Annotated in this window: 15 protein-coding genes; 2 read left to right on the top strand and 13 right to left on the bottom strand. The window is 71.8% G+C overall.

The annotated features are described in order from the left end of the window. Positions 1-19 precede the first annotated feature (19 nt). On the bottom strand, positions 20-1,450 hold the full coding sequence (gene argH, locus AB0M08_RS15020) for an argininosuccinate lyase (RefSeq protein WP_364492780.1): 1,431 nt from the start codon (positions 1,448-1,450) through the stop codon (positions 20-22). 95 nt (positions 1,451-1,545) lie between these two features. Between argH and dapE the strand changes: the two genes are divergently transcribed. Together dapE and AB0M08_RS15010 are read left to right on the top strand one after the other, a co-directional pair. Continuing rightward, a complete protein-coding gene (dapE, locus tag AB0M08_RS15015; protein ID WP_364492778.1) occupies positions 1,546-2,604 on the top strand; it encodes a succinyl-diaminopimelate desuccinylase in 1,059 nt (352 codons plus the stop codon). A gap of 86 nt (positions 2,605-2,690) precedes the next feature. After that, the gene (locus tag AB0M08_RS15010; protein ID WP_364492776.1) at positions 2,691-3,104 is read left to right on the top strand and encodes a hypothetical protein; all 414 of its coding nucleotides are present in this window, start codon (positions 2,691-2,693) and stop codon (positions 3,102-3,104) included. 22 nt (positions 3,105-3,126) lie between these two features. On the opposite strand, the gene argG is transcribed toward AB0M08_RS15010, so the two are convergent. The 12 genes from argG to AB0M08_RS14950 all read right to left on the bottom strand — a co-directional run bounded on the left by argG (position 3,127) and on the right by AB0M08_RS14950 (position 16,111). Then, positions 3,127-4,362, bottom strand: coding sequence for an argininosuccinate synthase (gene argG / locus AB0M08_RS15005; protein WP_364492774.1), 1,236 nt, complete (start codon positions 4,360-4,362; stop codon positions 3,127-3,129). Further along, positions 4,359-5,252: a hypothetical protein gene (locus AB0M08_RS15000; protein ID WP_364492772.1), complete on the bottom strand. Its 894-nt coding sequence runs from the start codon at positions 5,250-5,252 to the stop codon at positions 4,359-4,361. Before AB0M08_RS15000 ends, argG begins: the two co-directional genes overlap by 4 nt. After that, on the bottom strand, positions 5,252-5,743 hold the full coding sequence (locus AB0M08_RS14995) for an arginine repressor (RefSeq protein ID WP_364492770.1): 492 nt from the start codon (positions 5,741-5,743) through the stop codon (positions 5,252-5,254). The genes AB0M08_RS15000 and AB0M08_RS14995 overlap by 1 nt, the downstream gene beginning before the upstream one ends. Next, entirely contained in the window at positions 5,740-6,684 is a 945-nt protein-coding gene (gene argF / locus AB0M08_RS14990) for an ornithine carbamoyltransferase (protein WP_364492768.1), read from the bottom strand. Before argF ends, AB0M08_RS14995 begins: the two co-directional genes overlap by 4 nt. After that, positions 6,681-7,835, bottom strand: coding sequence for an acetylornithine transaminase (locus tag AB0M08_RS14985; protein ID WP_364492766.1), 1,155 nt, complete (start codon positions 7,833-7,835; stop codon positions 6,681-6,683). The genes argF and AB0M08_RS14985 overlap by 4 nt, the downstream gene beginning before the upstream one ends. After that, positions 7,832-8,698, bottom strand: coding sequence for an acetylglutamate kinase (argB, locus tag AB0M08_RS14980; RefSeq protein ID WP_364492764.1), 867 nt, complete (start codon positions 8,696-8,698; stop codon positions 7,832-7,834). Before argB ends, AB0M08_RS14985 begins: the two co-directional genes overlap by 4 nt. Beyond that, positions 8,695-9,870 carry a bifunctional glutamate N-acetyltransferase/amino-acid acetyltransferase ArgJ gene (gene argJ, locus AB0M08_RS14975; protein ID WP_364492762.1) on the bottom strand — a complete coding sequence of 392 codons (1,176 nt, stop codon included), beginning with the start codon at positions 9,868-9,870 and terminating at the stop codon, positions 8,695-8,697. The genes argB and argJ overlap by 4 nt, the downstream gene beginning before the upstream one ends. Then, the gene (argC, locus tag AB0M08_RS14970; RefSeq protein WP_364492761.1) at positions 9,867-10,868 is read right to left on the bottom strand and encodes an N-acetyl-gamma-glutamyl-phosphate reductase; all 1,002 of its coding nucleotides are present in this window, start codon (positions 10,866-10,868) and stop codon (positions 9,867-9,869) included. The genes argJ and argC overlap by 4 nt, the downstream gene beginning before the upstream one ends. 912 nt (positions 10,869-11,780) lie before the next feature. Beyond that, the gene (egtD, locus tag AB0M08_RS14965; RefSeq protein WP_364492759.1) at positions 11,781-12,752 is read right to left on the bottom strand and encodes an L-histidine N(alpha)-methyltransferase; all 972 of its coding nucleotides are present in this window, start codon (positions 12,750-12,752) and stop codon (positions 11,781-11,783) included. After that, positions 12,718-13,491: an ergothioneine biosynthesis protein EgtC gene (gene egtC / locus AB0M08_RS14960; RefSeq protein WP_364492757.1), complete on the bottom strand. Its 774-nt coding sequence runs from the start codon at positions 13,489-13,491 to the stop codon at positions 12,718-12,720. The genes egtD and egtC overlap by 35 nt, the downstream gene beginning before the upstream one ends. Further along, entirely contained in the window at positions 13,491-14,774 is a 1,284-nt protein-coding gene (gene egtB / locus AB0M08_RS14955; RefSeq protein WP_364492755.1) for an ergothioneine biosynthesis protein EgtB, read from the bottom strand. Before egtB ends, egtC begins: the two co-directional genes overlap by 1 nt. Continuing rightward, positions 14,771-16,111, bottom strand: coding sequence for a glutamate-cysteine ligase family protein (locus AB0M08_RS14950; RefSeq protein WP_364492753.1), 1,341 nt, complete (start codon positions 16,109-16,111; stop codon positions 14,771-14,773). Before AB0M08_RS14950 ends, egtB begins: the two co-directional genes overlap by 4 nt. Positions 16,112-16,322: the final 211 nt, after the last annotated feature.

The following is a 16,322-nucleotide window of genomic DNA, read 5'->3' as shown; positions in this document are numbered from 1 at the left end:
CCGATCTCTCTGAGCGGAACTACCGCGGTACGACCTTCGCGACCGCCCACTGGCGCCACGTGTCGAGCTTGTGCTGGACCGTGGCGAGCTGGTCGGCGACCGGGCCCGGACCGGTCGAACCCGGCGTGGTGCGGGCGGCCAGGGCGGACGCGACGGAGAGGACCTCGCGGACCGACGGGTCGAGGTGCTCGCTGATCGTCTTCAGGTCGTCGTCGGTCACGTCGTTCAGCTCGCAGTCGCGCGCGGAGCAGAGCGCGACCAGCTTGCCGGTGATCTCGTGCGCGTCGCGGAACGGCACACCCTTGCGGACCAGCCAGTCGGCGACCTCGGTGGCGAGCGAGAAGCCGACCGGCGCGGCGGCGGCCAGCCGGTCCACCCGGACCGTCATCGTGGAGATCATGCCGGCCAGCGCGGGGAGCAGCAGTTCGAGGGTGTCGACCGCGTCGAAGGCGGGCTCCTTGTCCTCCTGCATGTCCCGGTCGTACGTGAGAGGCAGGCCCTTGAGCATGGTCAGCACCGCGACCAGACCGCCGATGAGGCGGCCGGACTTGCCCCGGGCCAGCTCGGCGATGTCGGCGTTCTTCTTCTGCGGCATGATCGAGGAGCCGGTGGCGAAGGCGTCGTCGAGCTCGACCCAGCCGAACTCGGTCGAGGTCCAGAGCACCACCTCCTCGCCGAGGCGGGAGAGGTGCACGCCGATCAGGCTGGTGATGAAGAGGAACTCGGCGACGAAGTCACGGTCCGCGACGGCGTCCATCGAGTTCGGCGCGGGGGCGGTGAAGCCCAGCTCCTTGGCGACGGCGGCCGGGTCGAGCGGCAGCGACGAGCCGGCGAGCGCGCCGGAGCCGAGCGGGCTGATCGCGGTCCGCGTGTCCCAGTCCCGGAAGCGCTCCAGGTCGCGCAGCAGCGGCTGCACGTGGGCGAGCAGCCAGTGACCGAAACTGACCGGCTGGGCGTGCTGCACGTGGGTGAGACCGGGCGCCGGGGTGTCGACGTTGCGGGCGGCCTGCTCGGTGAGCGCGTCGGCCAGCTCGATCACCGACTGGGCCACGCCGCGGGCGTGGTCGCGCAGGTAGAGCCGCAGGTCGGTGGCGACCTGGTCGTTGCGGGACCGGCCGGCGCGCAGCTTGCCGCCGAGCGCGCCGAGGCGCTCCAGCAGACCCCGCTCCAGGGCGGTGTGCACGTCCTCGTCCTCGATCGTGGGACGGAACTCGCCCGCGGCGCAGGCGGCGTCGAGGTCGTCCAGCGCGGCCAGCATCTTTCCGAGCTCGTCCGCGTCGAGCAGACCCGCGTTCGCCAGGACGCGGGCGTGGGCGCGGGAGGCGAGCAGATCGTACGGCGCGAGGCGCCAGTCGAACTGGACGCTGACGCTCAGCCGGGCCAGCGCCTCCGCCGGGCCACCCGCGAAACGAGCACCCCAGAGCCGTGTGGGCTCTTCGCTCTCCGGCACACCTACTCCTCGTTGTTCACGTTCGGCATTCTTCGCTGACCCTACCGCTACCAGGTCGCTGCATAATAATGCCCCGACTCTGATAAAGTTGCAACATGGCTAATCTCGATCTCACCGGCGACGTGGTCACCCTCACCCAAGCGATCTGCGACGTCCCCTCGGTCAGCGGGGACGAGACGGCACTGGCCGACCTCGTGGAGGCGGCGCTCCGCGGGTACGCCCACCTGGAGGTGCTGCGCGACGGTGACGCGGTGGTGGCCCGCACCCACCTCGGCCGGGACACCCGGATGGTGCTCGCCGGGCACCTGGACACGGTGCCGATCGCGGACAACCTGCCGACGGTGCTCGACGGGGAGATCCTGCGGGGCCGGGGCACCACCGACATGAAGGCCGGCGTGGCCGTGATGCTGCGGCTCGCGGCCGTGCTCACCGAGCCCCGGCACGACATCACCTACGTCTTCTACGACCACGAGGAGGTCGCCGCCCGGCTGAACGGGCTGGGCCGTCTGGTGCGCAACCACCCGGAGTGGCTGGCCGGGGACTTCGCGGTGCTCGGCGAGCCGTCCGACGGGACCGTCGAGGGCGGCTGCCAGGGGACCATGCGGGTGAAGATCTCGGTGCCCGGGGTGGCGGCCCACTCGGCGCGCTCCTGGAAGGGAAGCAACGCGATCCACAGCGCGGGGGCGGTGCTGGACGTGCTGCGGGCGTACGTGCCGCGGCAGCCGGTGGTGGAGGGGCTGAAATATCACGAGGGCCTCAACGCCGTGAAGATCGAGGGCGGCATCGCGGGGAACGTGATCCCGGACCTCTGCACGGTGTACGTCAACCACCGGTTCGCGCCGGACCGCAGCACGGACGAGGCCGAGGCGCACCTGCGCGAGGTCTTCGCCGGGTTCGCGCTGGAGGTGACCGACCGGGCGCCGGGTGCGCGGCCGGGGCTGGAGGCGCCGGTGGCCAAGGAGTTCGTGCAGCTGGTCGGCCGGGAGCCGCAGGCCAAGCTCGGGTGGACGGACGTGTCGCGCTTCGCCGAGCTGGGCATCCCGGCGATCAACTTCGGCCCGGGCGACCCGCTGCTGGCCCACACCGACGGCGAGTTCGTCCAGGTCGGCGAGATCCACGCGGCCTTGCGGGTCCTGACCGACTGGCTCTCCTGAGGTCAACGACGGCTCGCCGAGGAGGCCGAGCCGCGTGGGTCCCTCTGCCCGTCCGATGCGACACTCTCGACGGGGAGAGGGGCCGGATGGAGCCGCACCGGGAGTTGGTCGAGACGTCGCTGGCCCTGCGCAGTCAGGTCGGCGGGCACTACCCGGCGGGCTGGCGGGAGCTCTGGTGGGCCGCCGTGCGGCGCCAGGCCGACCTCGCCGATCAGAGCGAGGACGAGGCTCACGACGCCGTGCGGGACATCGTCGGGCAGCTCGGGCGGCTGTCCGAGGAGGCCGCCTGGTTCCGCGAGGACGACGGGCTGCGGCAGCGCGCGATCACCGAGACGCTGCTCTACGGCACCGGCCTGACCGAGCGGGTGCCGAGCCGGGCCGCCCAGGAGCTGTGGCGCGCGGCCGGCCGTCCGCCGGCCGGGCCCGCGGAGATCGAGGACGCGGTGGCCGCGCGGAACCGGTGGATCGACGAGTGGCACGCCTGGGCGCTGCGGGACTGACCGCTGCGCCCGGGCGTGACGGTCACTCGGCGGGCTGGGCGGCGGCGCGGGCGATGGCGCCGGGGACCGCGTACATGTGGGCGAAGGCGCGGGCCTGCTCGCCGGTCCACGCCGAGGAGCCGTGGCCGTAGACGACGCCGGAACGGGTGGCCGCGTCGAGCAGGCTGTGCGGGCTCCGGCTGCCGAGCAGGACGATGTTGCCCTTGTGGAGCAGGACACGGACGGTACCGGTGACCCGGGTCTGGCTGGAGTCCAGGAACGCCCGGAAGTCGTCCATGATCGGGTCGAAGTAGACGGCCTCGTGGAGCAGGTCACCGTACGTGTTGCCGAGGGTGGCCTTGGTCGACTGCTGCCGGTTGGAGAGGACCAGCTTCTCCAGCTCCCGGTGCGCCGCGATCAGGATCAGCATGCCGGGGGCCTCGAAGCCGACCCGGGCCAGGTTGCCGACCATGGTCGAGCCCATGTGGATGCCGCGGCCGACGCCGTGCTCGCCGCCGAGCGTGTTGAGCTTCTGCAGGATCTCGAAGTTCTCCGCACCGGCGCCCACGAGCGGCTCGCCGTCGACGGTGGCGGCCTTGACCTCGCCCTTCTCGAAGGTGAGGTGCAGCTCGACGCCCTGCTCGGGCGCGTCGGCGATCGACTTCGTGTACGTCCACGCGTCCTCGGGGAGGTACTCCCAGGAGCCGTACGTCTCCTCGCCGCCGATCGAGGTGCCGATCAGGCCCTCGTTGATCGAGTACTTCTTGACCTTCTCGGAGACCGCGTAGCCCCGGCTGCGCAGGAACTCGGCCTCCTCCTCGCGGATCAGCCGCTCGTCGCGTACCGGAGTGATGATCTCCAGATGCGGAGCCAGGGCACGGATGACCGCGTCGTAGCGGACGTGGTCCGCGCCGGCACCGGTCGAGCCGTGCGCCACCGCGTCCGCGCCGACCGCCAGCGCCACCCCGACGACCTTCTCCGCCTGGATCAGCCGCTCGGCGCCGACGCACGACGGGTAGGCGCCGTTGCGCAGGTAGTTCGCCTTGATCGCGTACGTGACGACCCGGTCGTAGAGCTCGGCGCGCGCGTCGACGACGTGGTGCTCGACGGCACCCAGCTCCTCGGCGCGGGCCCGGACGACGTCGGCCTCACCGCTGTGCAGGCCACCGGTGTCGACGTTCGCGGTCACCACGTCCCAGCCCTTCTCGCGGAAGTCCACGAGGGCGTACGAGGTGTCCAGCCCGCCGGAGAAGGCGAGAACGATCTTGCGCTTGGTCATCGGGGCAGTTCCTTCTCGAGAATCGGTACATATGTCTTACCGTCCCGTCGGACGTGACCGGGCGGCAGGACATAGAACTCCGAGCGGCCCGCCTCGATCTGCTTCTGCATCGCCCGCTGGCGGACGTAGTCGAAGGGGTCGAGCAGGAAACTCGGCTCGGGCAAGTCTCCCCCGGCGGGGAGGGTCAGGTCGCTCTGGTAGACGAACGAGCCCGGGGATGTGTGGAACGGCACGGTGGCGACCAGCACCTTCAGCGCGCCGAACTCGGTGTGCACCTTGAGGGCGCTGTTGTCGTACTGGGTGACGCCGTCCAGCTTCTGCGCCCGGTACGAGGAGAGCGCCAGCGCCTTGGCCGCCCGGCCCAGCCCGACGGCCGGCATCAGCGACCAGAGCGACCAGCCGACCCAGCGACCCGGCTCGGCCGAGGGCGCCGCGCAGTACCCGCCGACCGGGACCGGCCCGCGGTACCCGCTCTCCTTCATGTCCGACTGCACCTTGCGCAGCAGCTGCTTGACGTCGGTGTCGAAGCGGAACGTGGAGCGCTCCACCATCGCCGCGAACTCGTCCTGCGGCAGGCCCGCGATGATCGCCGCGGCCGGCATCAGGATCAGGTCGACCATCACCCACTGCGGCATCGGGATACCCCGGTCACCGAACGCGATGCCGTTGATCACGTTGAAGTAGTTCAGGAAGTCCCGGATCGACCAGTCCTTCTCGGCGGTGTCGGTGAAGTCGAGCCAGCTCAGCTTGTGGCCGTACGGCTGCTCGTTGAGGTGCGGCCGTACCGTCTCGTTGGAGGCGAGGAAGAACTCCACGCCGAGCCCGGCGAGCTTGCCGGTGTGGTCGGCGAAGTCCGGGAACCGGGTCTCCACCGCGGGGGTAAAGGTCATCAGTGTTCCTCACGGTGATCTGACTCGGCCCGGCTCCAGTTGCCGAGCTTCTCAGCGAGCGCGGCGCCGTCGTCGCGGGCCACGACGAGGATGGTGTCGTCGCCGGCGATGGTGCCGACGACGTCCGAGAGGCCGGACCGGTCCAGCGCGCTGGCCAGGAACTGCGCGGCGCCCGGCGGGGTGCGCAGCACCGCGATGTTGCCGCTGGAGTCCACGCCGGTGAGCAATTCCTTGAGCAGCCGGATCAGCCGGGCCGGGCCCTGTCCGGTGGTCTCGCGCAGGGGGCGCTTGCCGTCCTCCGGGATCAGGTAGGCGCCGCTCACCTTGACCGCGTTCAGCTCCTCCAGGTCACGCGAGAGCGTGGCCTGGGTGACCTGCACGCCCTCGGCGGCGAGCAGGTCGGCCAACTCGGTCTGCGAGTGCACGGTCCGGCTCCGGATCAGTTCGACGATCCGGGCGTGCCGCCCCGCGCGAGTCACCGGAGAGCTCATGCTTTCCCCTGCTCCTCGTTCACCGCCAGCAGCCAGGTGAGCAGGGCCTTCTGCGCGTGCAGCCGGTTCTCCGCCTGGTCGAAGACGGCGCTCTGCGGCCCGTCCATCACCTCGTCGGTGATCTCCTCGCCGCGGTGCGCGGGCAGGCAGTGCAGCACGATCGCCTCGGGCGCGGCCACCTTGAGCAGCGCGGCGTTGAGCTGGTACGGCCAGAACGGGGTGAGCCGGTCCTTGCCGTCCTCCTCCTGACCCATCGACGTCCAGGTGTCGGTGGCGAGCACGTGCGCGCCGTCCGCCGCCTCGCGCGGGTCGCGGAGCACCTCGACCGAGCCCCCGGTCCACGCGGCGATCTCGGCGGCCCGGCTCACCACGGAGGGCGCCGGGTCGAAACCGGACGGGCCGGCCACCCGGACGTGCATCCCGGCGGTCGCCCCGGCCAGCAGGTACGAGTGCGCCATGTTGTTCGCCGCGTCGCCGACGTACGCCAGAACCCGCCCGGCCGTGCCGCCCAGCCGCTCCCGGACGGTCTGCAGGTCGGCGAGGAGCTGGCACGGGTGGTACCCGTCGGAGAGCGCGTTGATCACCGGGACCTTGACGCCCGAGGCCAGCTCGGAGAGGCGCTCGTCGCCGTGGGTGCGGTAGACCATGGCGGAGACGTACCGGGCGACGACCTTACCGGCGTCGGCGAGGCTCTCGCCGCGGCCGAAGTGGGTGTTCTGGGTGTCCACGATGATCGGCTGACCGCCCAGCTCGGCGATGCCGGCCTCGAACGAGAGCCGGGTGCGCAGGCTGGCCTTGTCGAAGAAGACCGCGACCGAGCGGGGCCCGGCGAGCGGCGTGTAGCCGAACCGGTTCGCCTTCATCTGGGCGGCCAGGTCGAGGACGTCCGACTGTTCCTGCGGGGTCAGGTCGTCGTCGCGGAGCAAGTGGCGGGTGGTCACCGGATACCGTCCAGGGCAGCGATCAGGGCGTCCGCCTGATCGGAGGAGATGATCAGGGGCGGGGCGAGCCGGATCACGTCCGGCTTGGCCGCGTTCACGAGGAACCCGGCGTCGGTCAGCTTCGCCGCGACATCGGCGGAGACCGGACCGTTGAAGACGATGCCGAGCAGCAGGCCGGCGCCGCGGACGTGCTTCACGAGCGGGTGGTTCAGCCCCTCGATGCCGCGGCGCAGCTGCTCGCCGACCCGCTTGACGTGGTCGAGCAGGCCCTCGTTGGCGATCGTCCGGATCACCGCGAGGCCGGCCGCGCAGGAGACCGGGTTGCCGGCGAAGGTGCTGCCGTGCATGCCGGGCTGGAACAGCTCACCGGTCTCGCCGAACGCGATGCAGGCGCCCAGCGGCAGGCCGCCGCCGAGGCCCTTGGCCAGGGTCACGATGTCCGGCTCGACGCCCTCACTCTGGTGGTGGAACCAGTGCCCGGTCCGGCCGACGCCGGTCTGGATCTCGTCGAGGGCGAGCAGGGCACCGTTGCGCGTGCAGATCTCCCGGGCCGCGGCGAGGTAGCCGGCGGGCGGGACGACCACGCCGTTCTCCCCCTGGATCGGTTCCAGGATCACCATTGCGGTACGACCGGTGACCGCGTTCTCCAGAGCGGCCACGTCGCCGTACTCGACATGGGTCACGTCCCCGGGCAGCGGCAGGAACGGCGCCTGCTTCGACGGCTGCCCGGTCAGCGCCAGCGCGCCCATGGTCCGGCCGTGGAAGGCGCCGTCGGTGGCGACCACGTGGGTGCGCCCGGTCAGCCGGGAGATCTTGAAGGCGGCCTCGTTCGCCTCGGCGCCGGAGTTGCAGAACAGCACCCGGCCGGGGCGCCCGGCGAGCGCCAGCAGCAGCTCGGCCAGGGCCAGGGAGGGCTCCGAGACGTACAGGTTGGAGACGTGTCCCAGCTGCTGGATCTGGCTGGTGACCGCGGCGACCACGGCGGGGTGGGCGTGGCCGAGGGCGTTGACCGCGATGCCGCCGAGGAAGTCGGTGTACTGCTTCCCGTCCTCGGCGGTGAGCACCGCGCCCTCGCCGCGGACCAGGCCGATCGACGGGGTGCCGTAGTTGCTCATCATCGTCTGCTGCCAGCGTTCCGGCAGAGTGCTCATTGGGGGACCACCATGGTTCCGAATCCTTCTTCCGTGAAGACTTCGAGCAACGTCGAGTGGGCGACCCGGCCGTCGACGACGTGTGCGGAGGGGACCCCGCCACGCACCGCGCGCAGGCACGCCTCCATCTTGGGCACCATCCCCGACTCCAGCGACGGCAGCAGCTTCGCGAGCGCGTCCGCGTCGATCTCACTGGTCAGCGAGGAGGTGTCCGGCCAGTTCGTGTAGAGGCCCGGCACGTCGGTCAGCACCACCAGCTTGCGGGCGCCGAGCGCGACCGCGAGCGCCGAGGCTGCGGTGTCGGCGTTCACGTTGTGCAGCAGGCCGTCCGCGTCCGGGGCGACCGTGGCGATCACCGGGATCCGGCCCGCCGCGATCAGGTCGTCCACCGCGGAGGTGTTCACCCGGTCGACGTCGCCGACCTGACCGATGTCGACCTCCTCGCCGTCGATCATCGCGCCCCGGCGGACCGCGGTGAAGAGCCCCGCGTCCTCACCGGAGAGGCCGACCGCGTACGGCCCGTGCTGGTTGATCAGGCCGACCAGCTCGCGCCCGACCTGGCCGGTCAGCACCATCCGGACGATCTCCATGGTCTCCGGGGTGGTGACCCGCAGCCCGCCGCGGAACTCCGACTCGATGCCGACCCGCTTGAGCATCCGGTTGATCTGCGGCCCGCCGCCGTGCACCACGACCGGCTTGATGCCGACGTGCCGCAGGAACACCATGTCCGCCGCGAACGCCCGCTGGAGCTCCGGGTCGATCATGGCGTTCCCGCCGTACTTGACCACGATGGTCGCACCGTGGAAACGCTCCAGCCAGGGCAGCGCCTCGATCAGGATCTCCGCCTTCTTGGCGGCCTTCATGAGGAGTACGCCGAGTTCTCGTGGACGTACGCGTGCGACAGGTCGGTGGTCCAGATCGTCGCGTTCATCTCGCCCTCGTGCAGGTGGATCGTCACCCTGACGTCCCGCCCGGAGAGGTCGACCTTGTTCCGGTCCTCGGCGGCGGCGCCGTTCCTGCAGACCCACACACCGTTGATGGCCACGTCGATCCGGTCCGGCTCGAAGGCGGCGGTCGTGGTGCCGACCGCGGCGAGGATCCGGCCCCAGTTCGGGTCGTTGCCGAAGAACGCCGTCTTGACCAGGTTGTTCCCCGCGACCGAGCGGCCCACCTGCACCGCGTCGGCCTCGCTGGCCGCGCCCGCGACCTCGATCGCGATGTGCTTGGTGGCGCCCTCGGCGTCGGCGATCAGCTGCTGGGCCAGGTCGTGGCAGACATCGGTGACCGCGGCGGTCAGCTCGGCGAGCGTCGGCTGCCGGTCCGAGGCGCCGCTCGCCAGCAGCAGCACGGTGTCGTTGGTCGACATGCAGCCGTCCGCGTCGATCCGGTCGAAGGTGACCCGGGTGGCCGCGCGCAGCGCCGCGTCGAGCGTCTCGTTGTCGGCCGACGCGTCCGTGGTGATCACCACGAGCATGGTGGCCAGCGCCGGGGCCAGCATGCCGGCGCCCTTGGCGATGCCGCCGACCGACCAGCCCTCGCGCTGTGCCACCGCGTTCTTGGCCACCGTGTCGGTGGTCATGATCGCCTCAGCGGCCCTCGGCCCGCCGTCGGTGGCGAGCGCCTTGGCGGCCGCGTTCACGCCCGGCAGCAGCTTGTCCATCGGCAGCAGCTCGCCGATCAGGCCGGTCGAGCAGACCGCGACGTCACCGGGGCCGATCATCACCGGCTTGGCACCGGTGGTCCGCAACACGGTGGCGGTGTGCTCGGCGGTGCTGTGCGTGTCCCGGAAGCCCTGCGAGCCGGTGCACGCGTTGGCGCCGCCGGAGTTGAGGACCACCGCGCGGATCACGCCGCCCTTGAGCACCTGCTGGCTCCAGAGCACCGGCGCGGCCTTGACCCGGTTGCCGGTGAAGACGCCGGCCGCGGTGAAGTCCGGGCCGTCGTTGACGACGAGGGCGACGTCGGGGTTGCCGCTGGCCTTGAGCCCGGCGGCGACGCCGGACGCGCGGAAGCCCTTGGGCTGGGTGACGGTCATGGAGCGACTCCGTAGACACTCAGGCCCGTCGTCTCCGGCAGGCCGACCATGATGTTCGCGTTCTGTACGGCCTGGCCCGCGGCGCCCTTGCCGAGGTTGTCCAGCGCGCTGACGACGATGATGCGGCCGGAGTCGACGTCGACCGTGGCCTGCAGGTGGCACGAGTTGGAGCCGGCGGTCGCCGCGGTGTGCGGCCAGACGCCCTCCGGCAGCACGTGGACGAAGGCGTCTCCGGCGTACGCCGCCTGGAGTGCCTCGCGCGGGTCGCCGCCGTTCCTCCGCTTCGCCGTCACCGTCGCCAGGATGCCCCGCGGCATCGGCGCCAGGATCGGCGTCATCGAGAGCGAGGCGGCCCCGGTGGCCTGCTTGATCTCGGCGACGTGCTGGTGCGCGCCGACCTTGTACGGCGAGAGGTCGCCCATGATCTCGCTGGCGAGCAGGCTCACCTTGGCGTTGCGCCCGGCGCCCGACGTGCCGGAGCTGGCCACCACGACCACGTCCTCCGGGTCGGCGACGCCCGCGGCGATCAGCGGGGCCAGCGCCAGGATCGTCGTGGCGGCATAGCACCCGGTGTTGGCGACCCGGTCACTCACCGCGATCGCCTCCCGCGCACCGGGCAGCTCGGGCAGCCCGTACGTCCAGGTGCCGGCGTGCCCGCCGCCGTAGTAGCGGGTCCACTGCTCGGCGCTCTCCAGCCGGAAGTCGGCGCCGAGGTCGACGACCCTGACCCCGCTCGGCAGCTGGGCCGCCACGCTCGCGGACTGCCCGTGCGGCAGCGCGAGGAACACCAGGTCGGCCTCGCCCAGCGTCTCGGCGTCCGTGCTGCCGAGCGTCAGGTCCAGCCCGGTGAGCTGCGGATGCACCGACGCCACGTGCTGTCCGGCCTGACTGTGCGCGGTAGCCGCCACCAGTTCGAACTCAGGATGCCCGGCGAGCAGGCGCAGCAGCTCGCCCCCGGCGTATCCACTGGCTCCCGCGACCGCGACCCGGATTCCCATACCCACCTCCGCATGACTATGCAGAGAACCGTATCAACTCACATTGCCTCCGGCAACCACCATCCCGATCGTCACTCCGCGTCCCCCGACACACCCCCATCTCCGCGAAACCCACCGGGGCCCGGACAGCACGATGGCCGGCGTTCAGGGGTGATCCCGCTGGTCAATTTCGGCCAGGGCCCTCACCCGGTCGTGCTGCCCCGTGTTCGTGCTCTCGCCCCGACACGGCGTTGTCCACAGGCGGCCTGCCAAGATCACTCGTTTTCGGGCAGGATGCCTGTTGGGATGGGGGATTCCCCCGGTATGGGGTGGGCCCCCTCTCCGGGCGTTTGCTCTGTCAAGATCCACATTGATTCGTGATCTTCGATTGAGTCGCGGGTGGGCCGGGGGCGGTCCAGGTTCACGATCATGCTCTGTGGGGGCGGTGGGGATCCACGTTCGCCGTCCGTGTCCTCGGGGCGCCCCTATGGCGGCTGTGCGTGCACATGATCATGGATGGCGTGCACCCGTCGCCCCTGTTCCGGGTTGATCGTGTGCATCTGCGGCCCGGCCCGCGTCGTTGGTGTGCACGTGCCGCCCGGCCGGAGTCGTTCGTGTACACGTGCGGCCCGGCATGCGCCGTTCGTGTGCACGCGTGGCCCGGCCCGCGCCGTTCGTGTGCGCCCGCGGCCCGGCACGCGCCGTTCGCGCGAACGGCCCGCGCTGCCCGGGCCGTTCGCGCCGTGCGCCGTGCGCCGTGTCAAGATCGGCGGACGGGGCGGGAAACGGGCATACGCGCCGAATGAGCCATCAGGGGTGTCTCGACAACGGTGAGACACCCCTGAACACCAGCCAGAACCGGGAGGCGCGCTACGGCCCGGGGTGGACGCGGTGGCCGCGCGCTCCGGCGAGGAGGGCCTGACCCGGGGCGGCTCAGGGGTGGACGGCTTGGGCCAAGGTCAGGGCGAACCAGGAACGCGGGTCGGTCCACCAGTGGCGGATGGCGAAACCGGCCGACTCCAGCTCGGCGGTGAGGCCCACCCGGCGGAACTTGGTGGAGATCTCGGTACGGATCTCCTCGCCCTCGGTGAAGGAGAGGTCCAGGGACAGGTCGCGGATGTGCACCCGCTGCGGACGCAGGGAGCGCAGGCGCATCTCGATCCATTCGTGGGACGGGTTCCAGGCGGCCACGTGGTCGAAGGCCCCGGGGGTGAAGTCGGCTGCGAGGGCACGGTTGATGACGCGCAGGACGTTGCGGTTGAACTCGGCGGTCACGCCCGCGGCGTCGTCGTAGGCGGGGAGCAGGACGGCGGGGTCCTTGACCAGGTCGGCGCCGAGCAGCAGCCACTCGCCCTCGTGCAGGACGGAGCGCAGGTCGGTCAGGAAGGCGGCCCGCTCGCCGGGGACCATGTTGCCGATGGTGCCGCCGAGGAACGCGACCATCCGGTGGTCGCCGTCGGGCAGGTGACGCAGGTGACGGGTGTAGTCGCCGACCACGCCGCTGATCGCCAGGCCCGGGTAGGCGGCGGTGAGCGCGGCGACCGCGGCGACCAGGGCCGGCTCGGAGACGTCGAGCGGGACGAACCGGCCCAGCGTGCCGCGCTCCAGCATCGCGTCGAGCAGCAGCCGGGTCTTCTCGGACGAGCCGGAACCGAGCTCGACCAGGGTCTTCGCCTCGGCCAGGCGGGCGATCTCCGGGGCGTGCTCGACCAGCACGGCCCGTTCGGTACGCGTCGGGTAGTACTCCGGCAGCCGGGTGATCTCCTCGAAGAGGGTGCTGCCACGGCCGTCGTAGAACCACTTCGGCGGCAGGGTCTTCGGGGTGCCGCTCAGACCGGCGCGGACGTCGTCGCGCAGGGAACGGGCCAGGTCACGCTCGTCGAGGTACTTCTCCATCGAAGCCATCTCCCAACGGGGTAAGGGACAGAGAGGACGGGGTGGCGACCAGCAGGTGACGGTCGGGGACGGGTCGCCAGGACGGGTGGTCGTCGAGGGGCTCGGAGCTGACCAGGACGGCACCGTCGCCCGCGCGCACCGACAGGGCGTGGCCCCAGGTGGTCGCGATGATCCGGGTGCCGTCGGTGAGCAGCAGGTTCAGCCGGGAGTCCGGCGCGACCCGGGCCACCTCGGCGATCAGCGAGGGCACCACCTCCTCCGGTCGTTTGCCGGCCCGCATCTGGTGGCGTACCAGGGAGAAGAGCGTGACCGCGTCGACCGGGGCCTCCGCCGTCAGGAGGTCCTCGATCGGGAGATCGGCCGCCAGGCCGGCGATCGATTGCGGCCACCCCCGCACCACGCCGTTGTGACTGAAGAGCCAGCGGCCGTCGACGAACGGCGCGGCCGCACTCTCCGTCACCGGCATGCCGACGGTGGCCGAGCGGACCGCGGCGAGCATCGCGGAGGCCGGGGTGACCGCCGCGAGCCGGGGTAGCGCGGCGTCCGACCAGATCGGCATGGCGCTGCGGTAGCGGACCGGCGGACCGGCCCGCGGGTACCACGCCACGCCGAAGCCGTCCGCGTTGACGGTGCCGCCGCCCCGCATGTCGGCGGGTGCCCAGGCCTGCTTGGCCAGGGAGTGCGGCGCGTCGAGCAGGAACGCCGAGAGCGGTACGGCCGGACCGAGATAGGCCAGGTGACGGCACATCAGGTGAGGTCCCGGGCGCAGCGGAAGCCACTGAAGATCTGCCGCCGGATCGGGTGGTCCCAGTTCCGGAAGGTGCCCCGGACGGCGGCCGCGTCGGTGCCGAACGAGCCGCCGCGCAGCACCCTGTAGTCGCCGCCGAAGAAGACCTCGGAGTACTCGCGGTACGGGAACGAGGAGAACCCGGGGTAGCCGGAGAAGCCGGAGGATGTCCACTCCCAGACATCGCCGATCAGCTGGTGGACGCCGAGCGGCGACGCGCCCGCCGGGTAGGCGCCGACCGGGGCGGGCGAGAGGTGCCGCTGGCCGAGGTTGGCGTGTTGCGGGCCGGGCGGCTCGTCACCCCAGGGAAAACGCCGGGAGCGCTCGGTCGCCGGGTCGAACCGGGCGGCCTTCTCCCATTCGGCCTCGGTCGGGAGGCGCTTCCCGGCCCACGCCGCGTACGCTTCCGCCTCGAAGTAACCGACATGCACGACCGGTTCGTCCGGATTTATCGGAACGATCCGGCCGAACTGCCGGCAGTGCCCCTCCCCGACCCAGTGCATCGGCGCCGTGAGTCCGGCCGAGAGCCGATGCGCCCAGCCTCGCTCGCTCCAGAACTCGGGGCGCTCGTAACCGCTCGCGTCGATGAACGCGCTGAAGTCCCGGTTCGTCACCGGGGCCACGTCGATCAGGAACGCGGGCACGTCGATGGTGTGCGCCGGGCGCTCGTTGTCCAGCGCCCACGGCTCCGTCGACGTCCCCATCGTGAACGGCCCACCGGGGATCATCGCCTCACCCCGCACCCGGTGGCTCCCCGGGGGCGTGGGCGCGAACGGCAGGACCGGGTCCCCCGCCCGCAGCTGATGGGTGGCGAGCATGGTCTCGTCGTGCTGCTGCTCGTGCTGCACGATCATCCCGAACGCGAACCCCTGATCGACCAGGGGCCGGTCGTCCAGCCGGACCCGGTCCAGCACGTCGAGCGCCTTCTCCCGGACCTGCGCCACGTAGCGCCGGGCCTCGCCCGGATCGAGCAGCGGCAACGCCGGCCGGTCGCGCCGGGCGTGCTGGAACGCGTCGTAGAGGTGGTCGATGTCCTCGCGCACCGGCTCGCGCCCGCCGACGTCGCGGACCAGCCAGAGCTCCTCCTGGTTACCGACGTGCGCCAGATCCCAGACCAGCGGCGACATCAGCGGGGAGTGCTGCCGGACCAGGTCGTCGGAGTCCACCGCGCCGGTCAGCAGCGCGGTGCGCTCCCTGGCCCGGGTGAGCTCCGCGGCGATCGTCAGTCGAAGGTCCCGGGTCATGTCGCATTTCCTTTCGCGAGGCGTCCGGTCCGGCTTCCTGTCGCGTACGCCCGGCGCCGGGCGTTCCCGGCCACCGCCGCGTCGAGTCGGCGGGACACCGCCCCGGCGACCTCGGCCCGGACCGGCTCCGGCAGTCCCGTGCGGTCCAGCCGCGCGCAGGCGAGTTCGGCCACCCGGGCCGCCGCCACCCGGATCACCGGGTCGGCCAGTCCGAGCCGGGCGGCGGCCCGCCATCGGCCGGCGGCCGGCCGGACCAGTTCCCGGGCCCGCTCGGTGGTCGCGTCGTCGGCGAGCAGGGCCGCCACCACGGCGACCGGGGCCACCCACTCCGCACCCGGCTGGGTGTCCAGGTAGCGGACCTCCAGGTAGCCACGCGGGCGGACCGGCGGGAACAGGGTGCCGAGGTGGTAGTCGAGATCGGCGAGGGTGGGCGGGCGGGCGACGTGGTCGCTGGTCCGGGGCGTCCCGCCACGGCGGGTACCGACCCGGCGCAGCGCGACCCGGCCCGGCCCGGCACGGCGCTCCTCGAGACCACCGGCCGTGATCCAGTCGGCGAAGGTCACGCCGGGCGGCGCGTCCCAGCGGTCGTGGTCACGGCGTACGCAGAGAAGGGGTGAAGCGAGTGCGTAGTGCGCCCAGGCGGTGGCCGGGTCCGCGGACGTGCCCGGGTGGGCCGGGCCCGCGCGCCGGGGATCGATGCCCAGCCAGGCGGCCATCCGGGCGGAGGCCCAGCGGGTGTCCCGGCCGGCGTGGGTGCGGGAGTTGGCGAAGAGCGCGACCAGCGCCGGGCCGATCTCGTGCAGCGCCGCCCAGCGGAGCGGCACGCTCGCACCCTCCCCCGCGTCGAGGCAGACCTGCAGGCCGGCGGTGCTGCCCATCATGGTGCGGCCGGGCCGGTCGAAGGCCCGCTCCATCGCGGCGTAGCGGGGTGTGTCGAGAATCCGGCGCGGTGACCGATACGGATCGATGCCGTGCTCGCCGAGGACCAGCCCCCGGCGGGCGAGCAGCTCGGTCAGTGACTCGCGGTCGGCGCAGACGGCGTCGTACAGGGCGGTCAGGGAGCCGGCCGGCGCCGAGGAGATCTCGACCTGACCGCCGGGTTCGACGGTGACCGCGCCACCGGCGGGCAGCGGCTCGGGCTCCGGATTCCCCAGGCTGGCGGGGGCGTGCGGGCCGAGGGCGGCGCGGAGGTCCCCGGGCGGGACGGGGGCTGCGGGATCGCCCGCGCAGTGCAGGGTCCACTCCAGTTCGGCGCCGATCGTGCGGGGTGGGCCGGTCTTGAAACAGATGCCGGCGATGTGGGCGACGGCCTCTTCGGTCCCTCTCAGGGCTCTCATGCTCTCCCCCTCAATGTCTGGGCTTGATCACTAGAAGTGATTGAGAGACTCCTATCCGTTGATTCCTCCTTCGGACCCTACCGGGATCCCGGCGCATTCGCCGCCCGCGCTCCTGTTGTTCCTCCACCGGTTCCCCGGTCCTTACCTACGATCACGTTTTTCTAGAAAGTTCCGGAACCGTTGCGGGGTGCCGGAACCGGTTCCGGACTGG

Origin of the sequence: Actinoplanes sp. NPDC051851 (assembly GCF_040681165.1) — a bacterium.
Classification (GTDB): Bacteria; Actinomycetota; Actinomycetes; order Mycobacteriales; family Micromonosporaceae; genus Actinoplanes.
Note: the sequence above shows the minus strand (reverse complement) of the source record. Positions and strands in the feature narration are given on the sequence as shown.

Coding starts and splice junctions, on each gene's coding strand:
- dapE (WP_364492778.1), top strand. CDS start 1,546: ATGGCTAATCTCGATCTCACCGGCGACGTGGTCACCCTCACCCAAGCG.
- AB0M08_RS15010 (WP_364492776.1), top strand. CDS start 2,691: ATGGAGCCGCACCGGGAGTTGGTCGAGACGTCGCTGGCCCTGCGCAGT.
- argG (WP_364492774.1), bottom strand. CDS start 4,362: ATGACCAAGCGCAAGATCGTTCTCGCCTTCTCCGGCGGGCTGGACACC.
- AB0M08_RS15000 (WP_364492772.1), bottom strand. CDS start 5,252: ATGACCTTTACCCCCGCGGTGGAGACCCGGTTCCCGGACTTCGCCGAC.
- AB0M08_RS14995 (WP_364492770.1), bottom strand. CDS start 5,743: ATGAGCTCTCCGGTGACTCGCGCGGGGCGGCACGCCCGGATCGTCGAA.
- AB0M08_RS14985 (WP_364492766.1), bottom strand. CDS start 7,835: ATGAGCACTCTGCCGGAACGCTGGCAGCAGACGATGATGAGCAACTAC.
- argB (WP_364492764.1), bottom strand. CDS start 8,698: ATGAAGGCCGCCAAGAAGGCGGAGATCCTGATCGAGGCGCTGCCCTGG.
- argJ (WP_364492762.1), bottom strand. CDS start 9,870: ATGACCGTCACCCAGCCCAAGGGCTTCCGCGCGTCCGGCGTCGCCGCC.
- argC (WP_364492761.1), bottom strand. CDS start 10,868: ATGGGAATCCGGGTCGCGGTCGCGGGAGCCAGTGGATACGCCGGGGGC.
- egtD (WP_364492759.1), bottom strand. CDS start 12,752: ATGGCTTCGATGGAGAAGTACCTCGACGAGCGTGACCTGGCCCGTTCC.
- egtC (WP_364492757.1), bottom strand. CDS start 13,491: ATGTGCCGTCACCTGGCCTATCTCGGTCCGGCCGTACCGCTCTCGGCG.
- egtB (WP_364492755.1), bottom strand. CDS start 14,774: ATGACCCGGGACCTTCGACTGACGATCGCCGCGGAGCTCACCCGGGCC.
- AB0M08_RS14950 (WP_364492753.1), bottom strand. CDS start 16,111: ATGAGAGCCCTGAGAGGGACCGAAGAGGCCGTCGCCCACATCGCCGGC.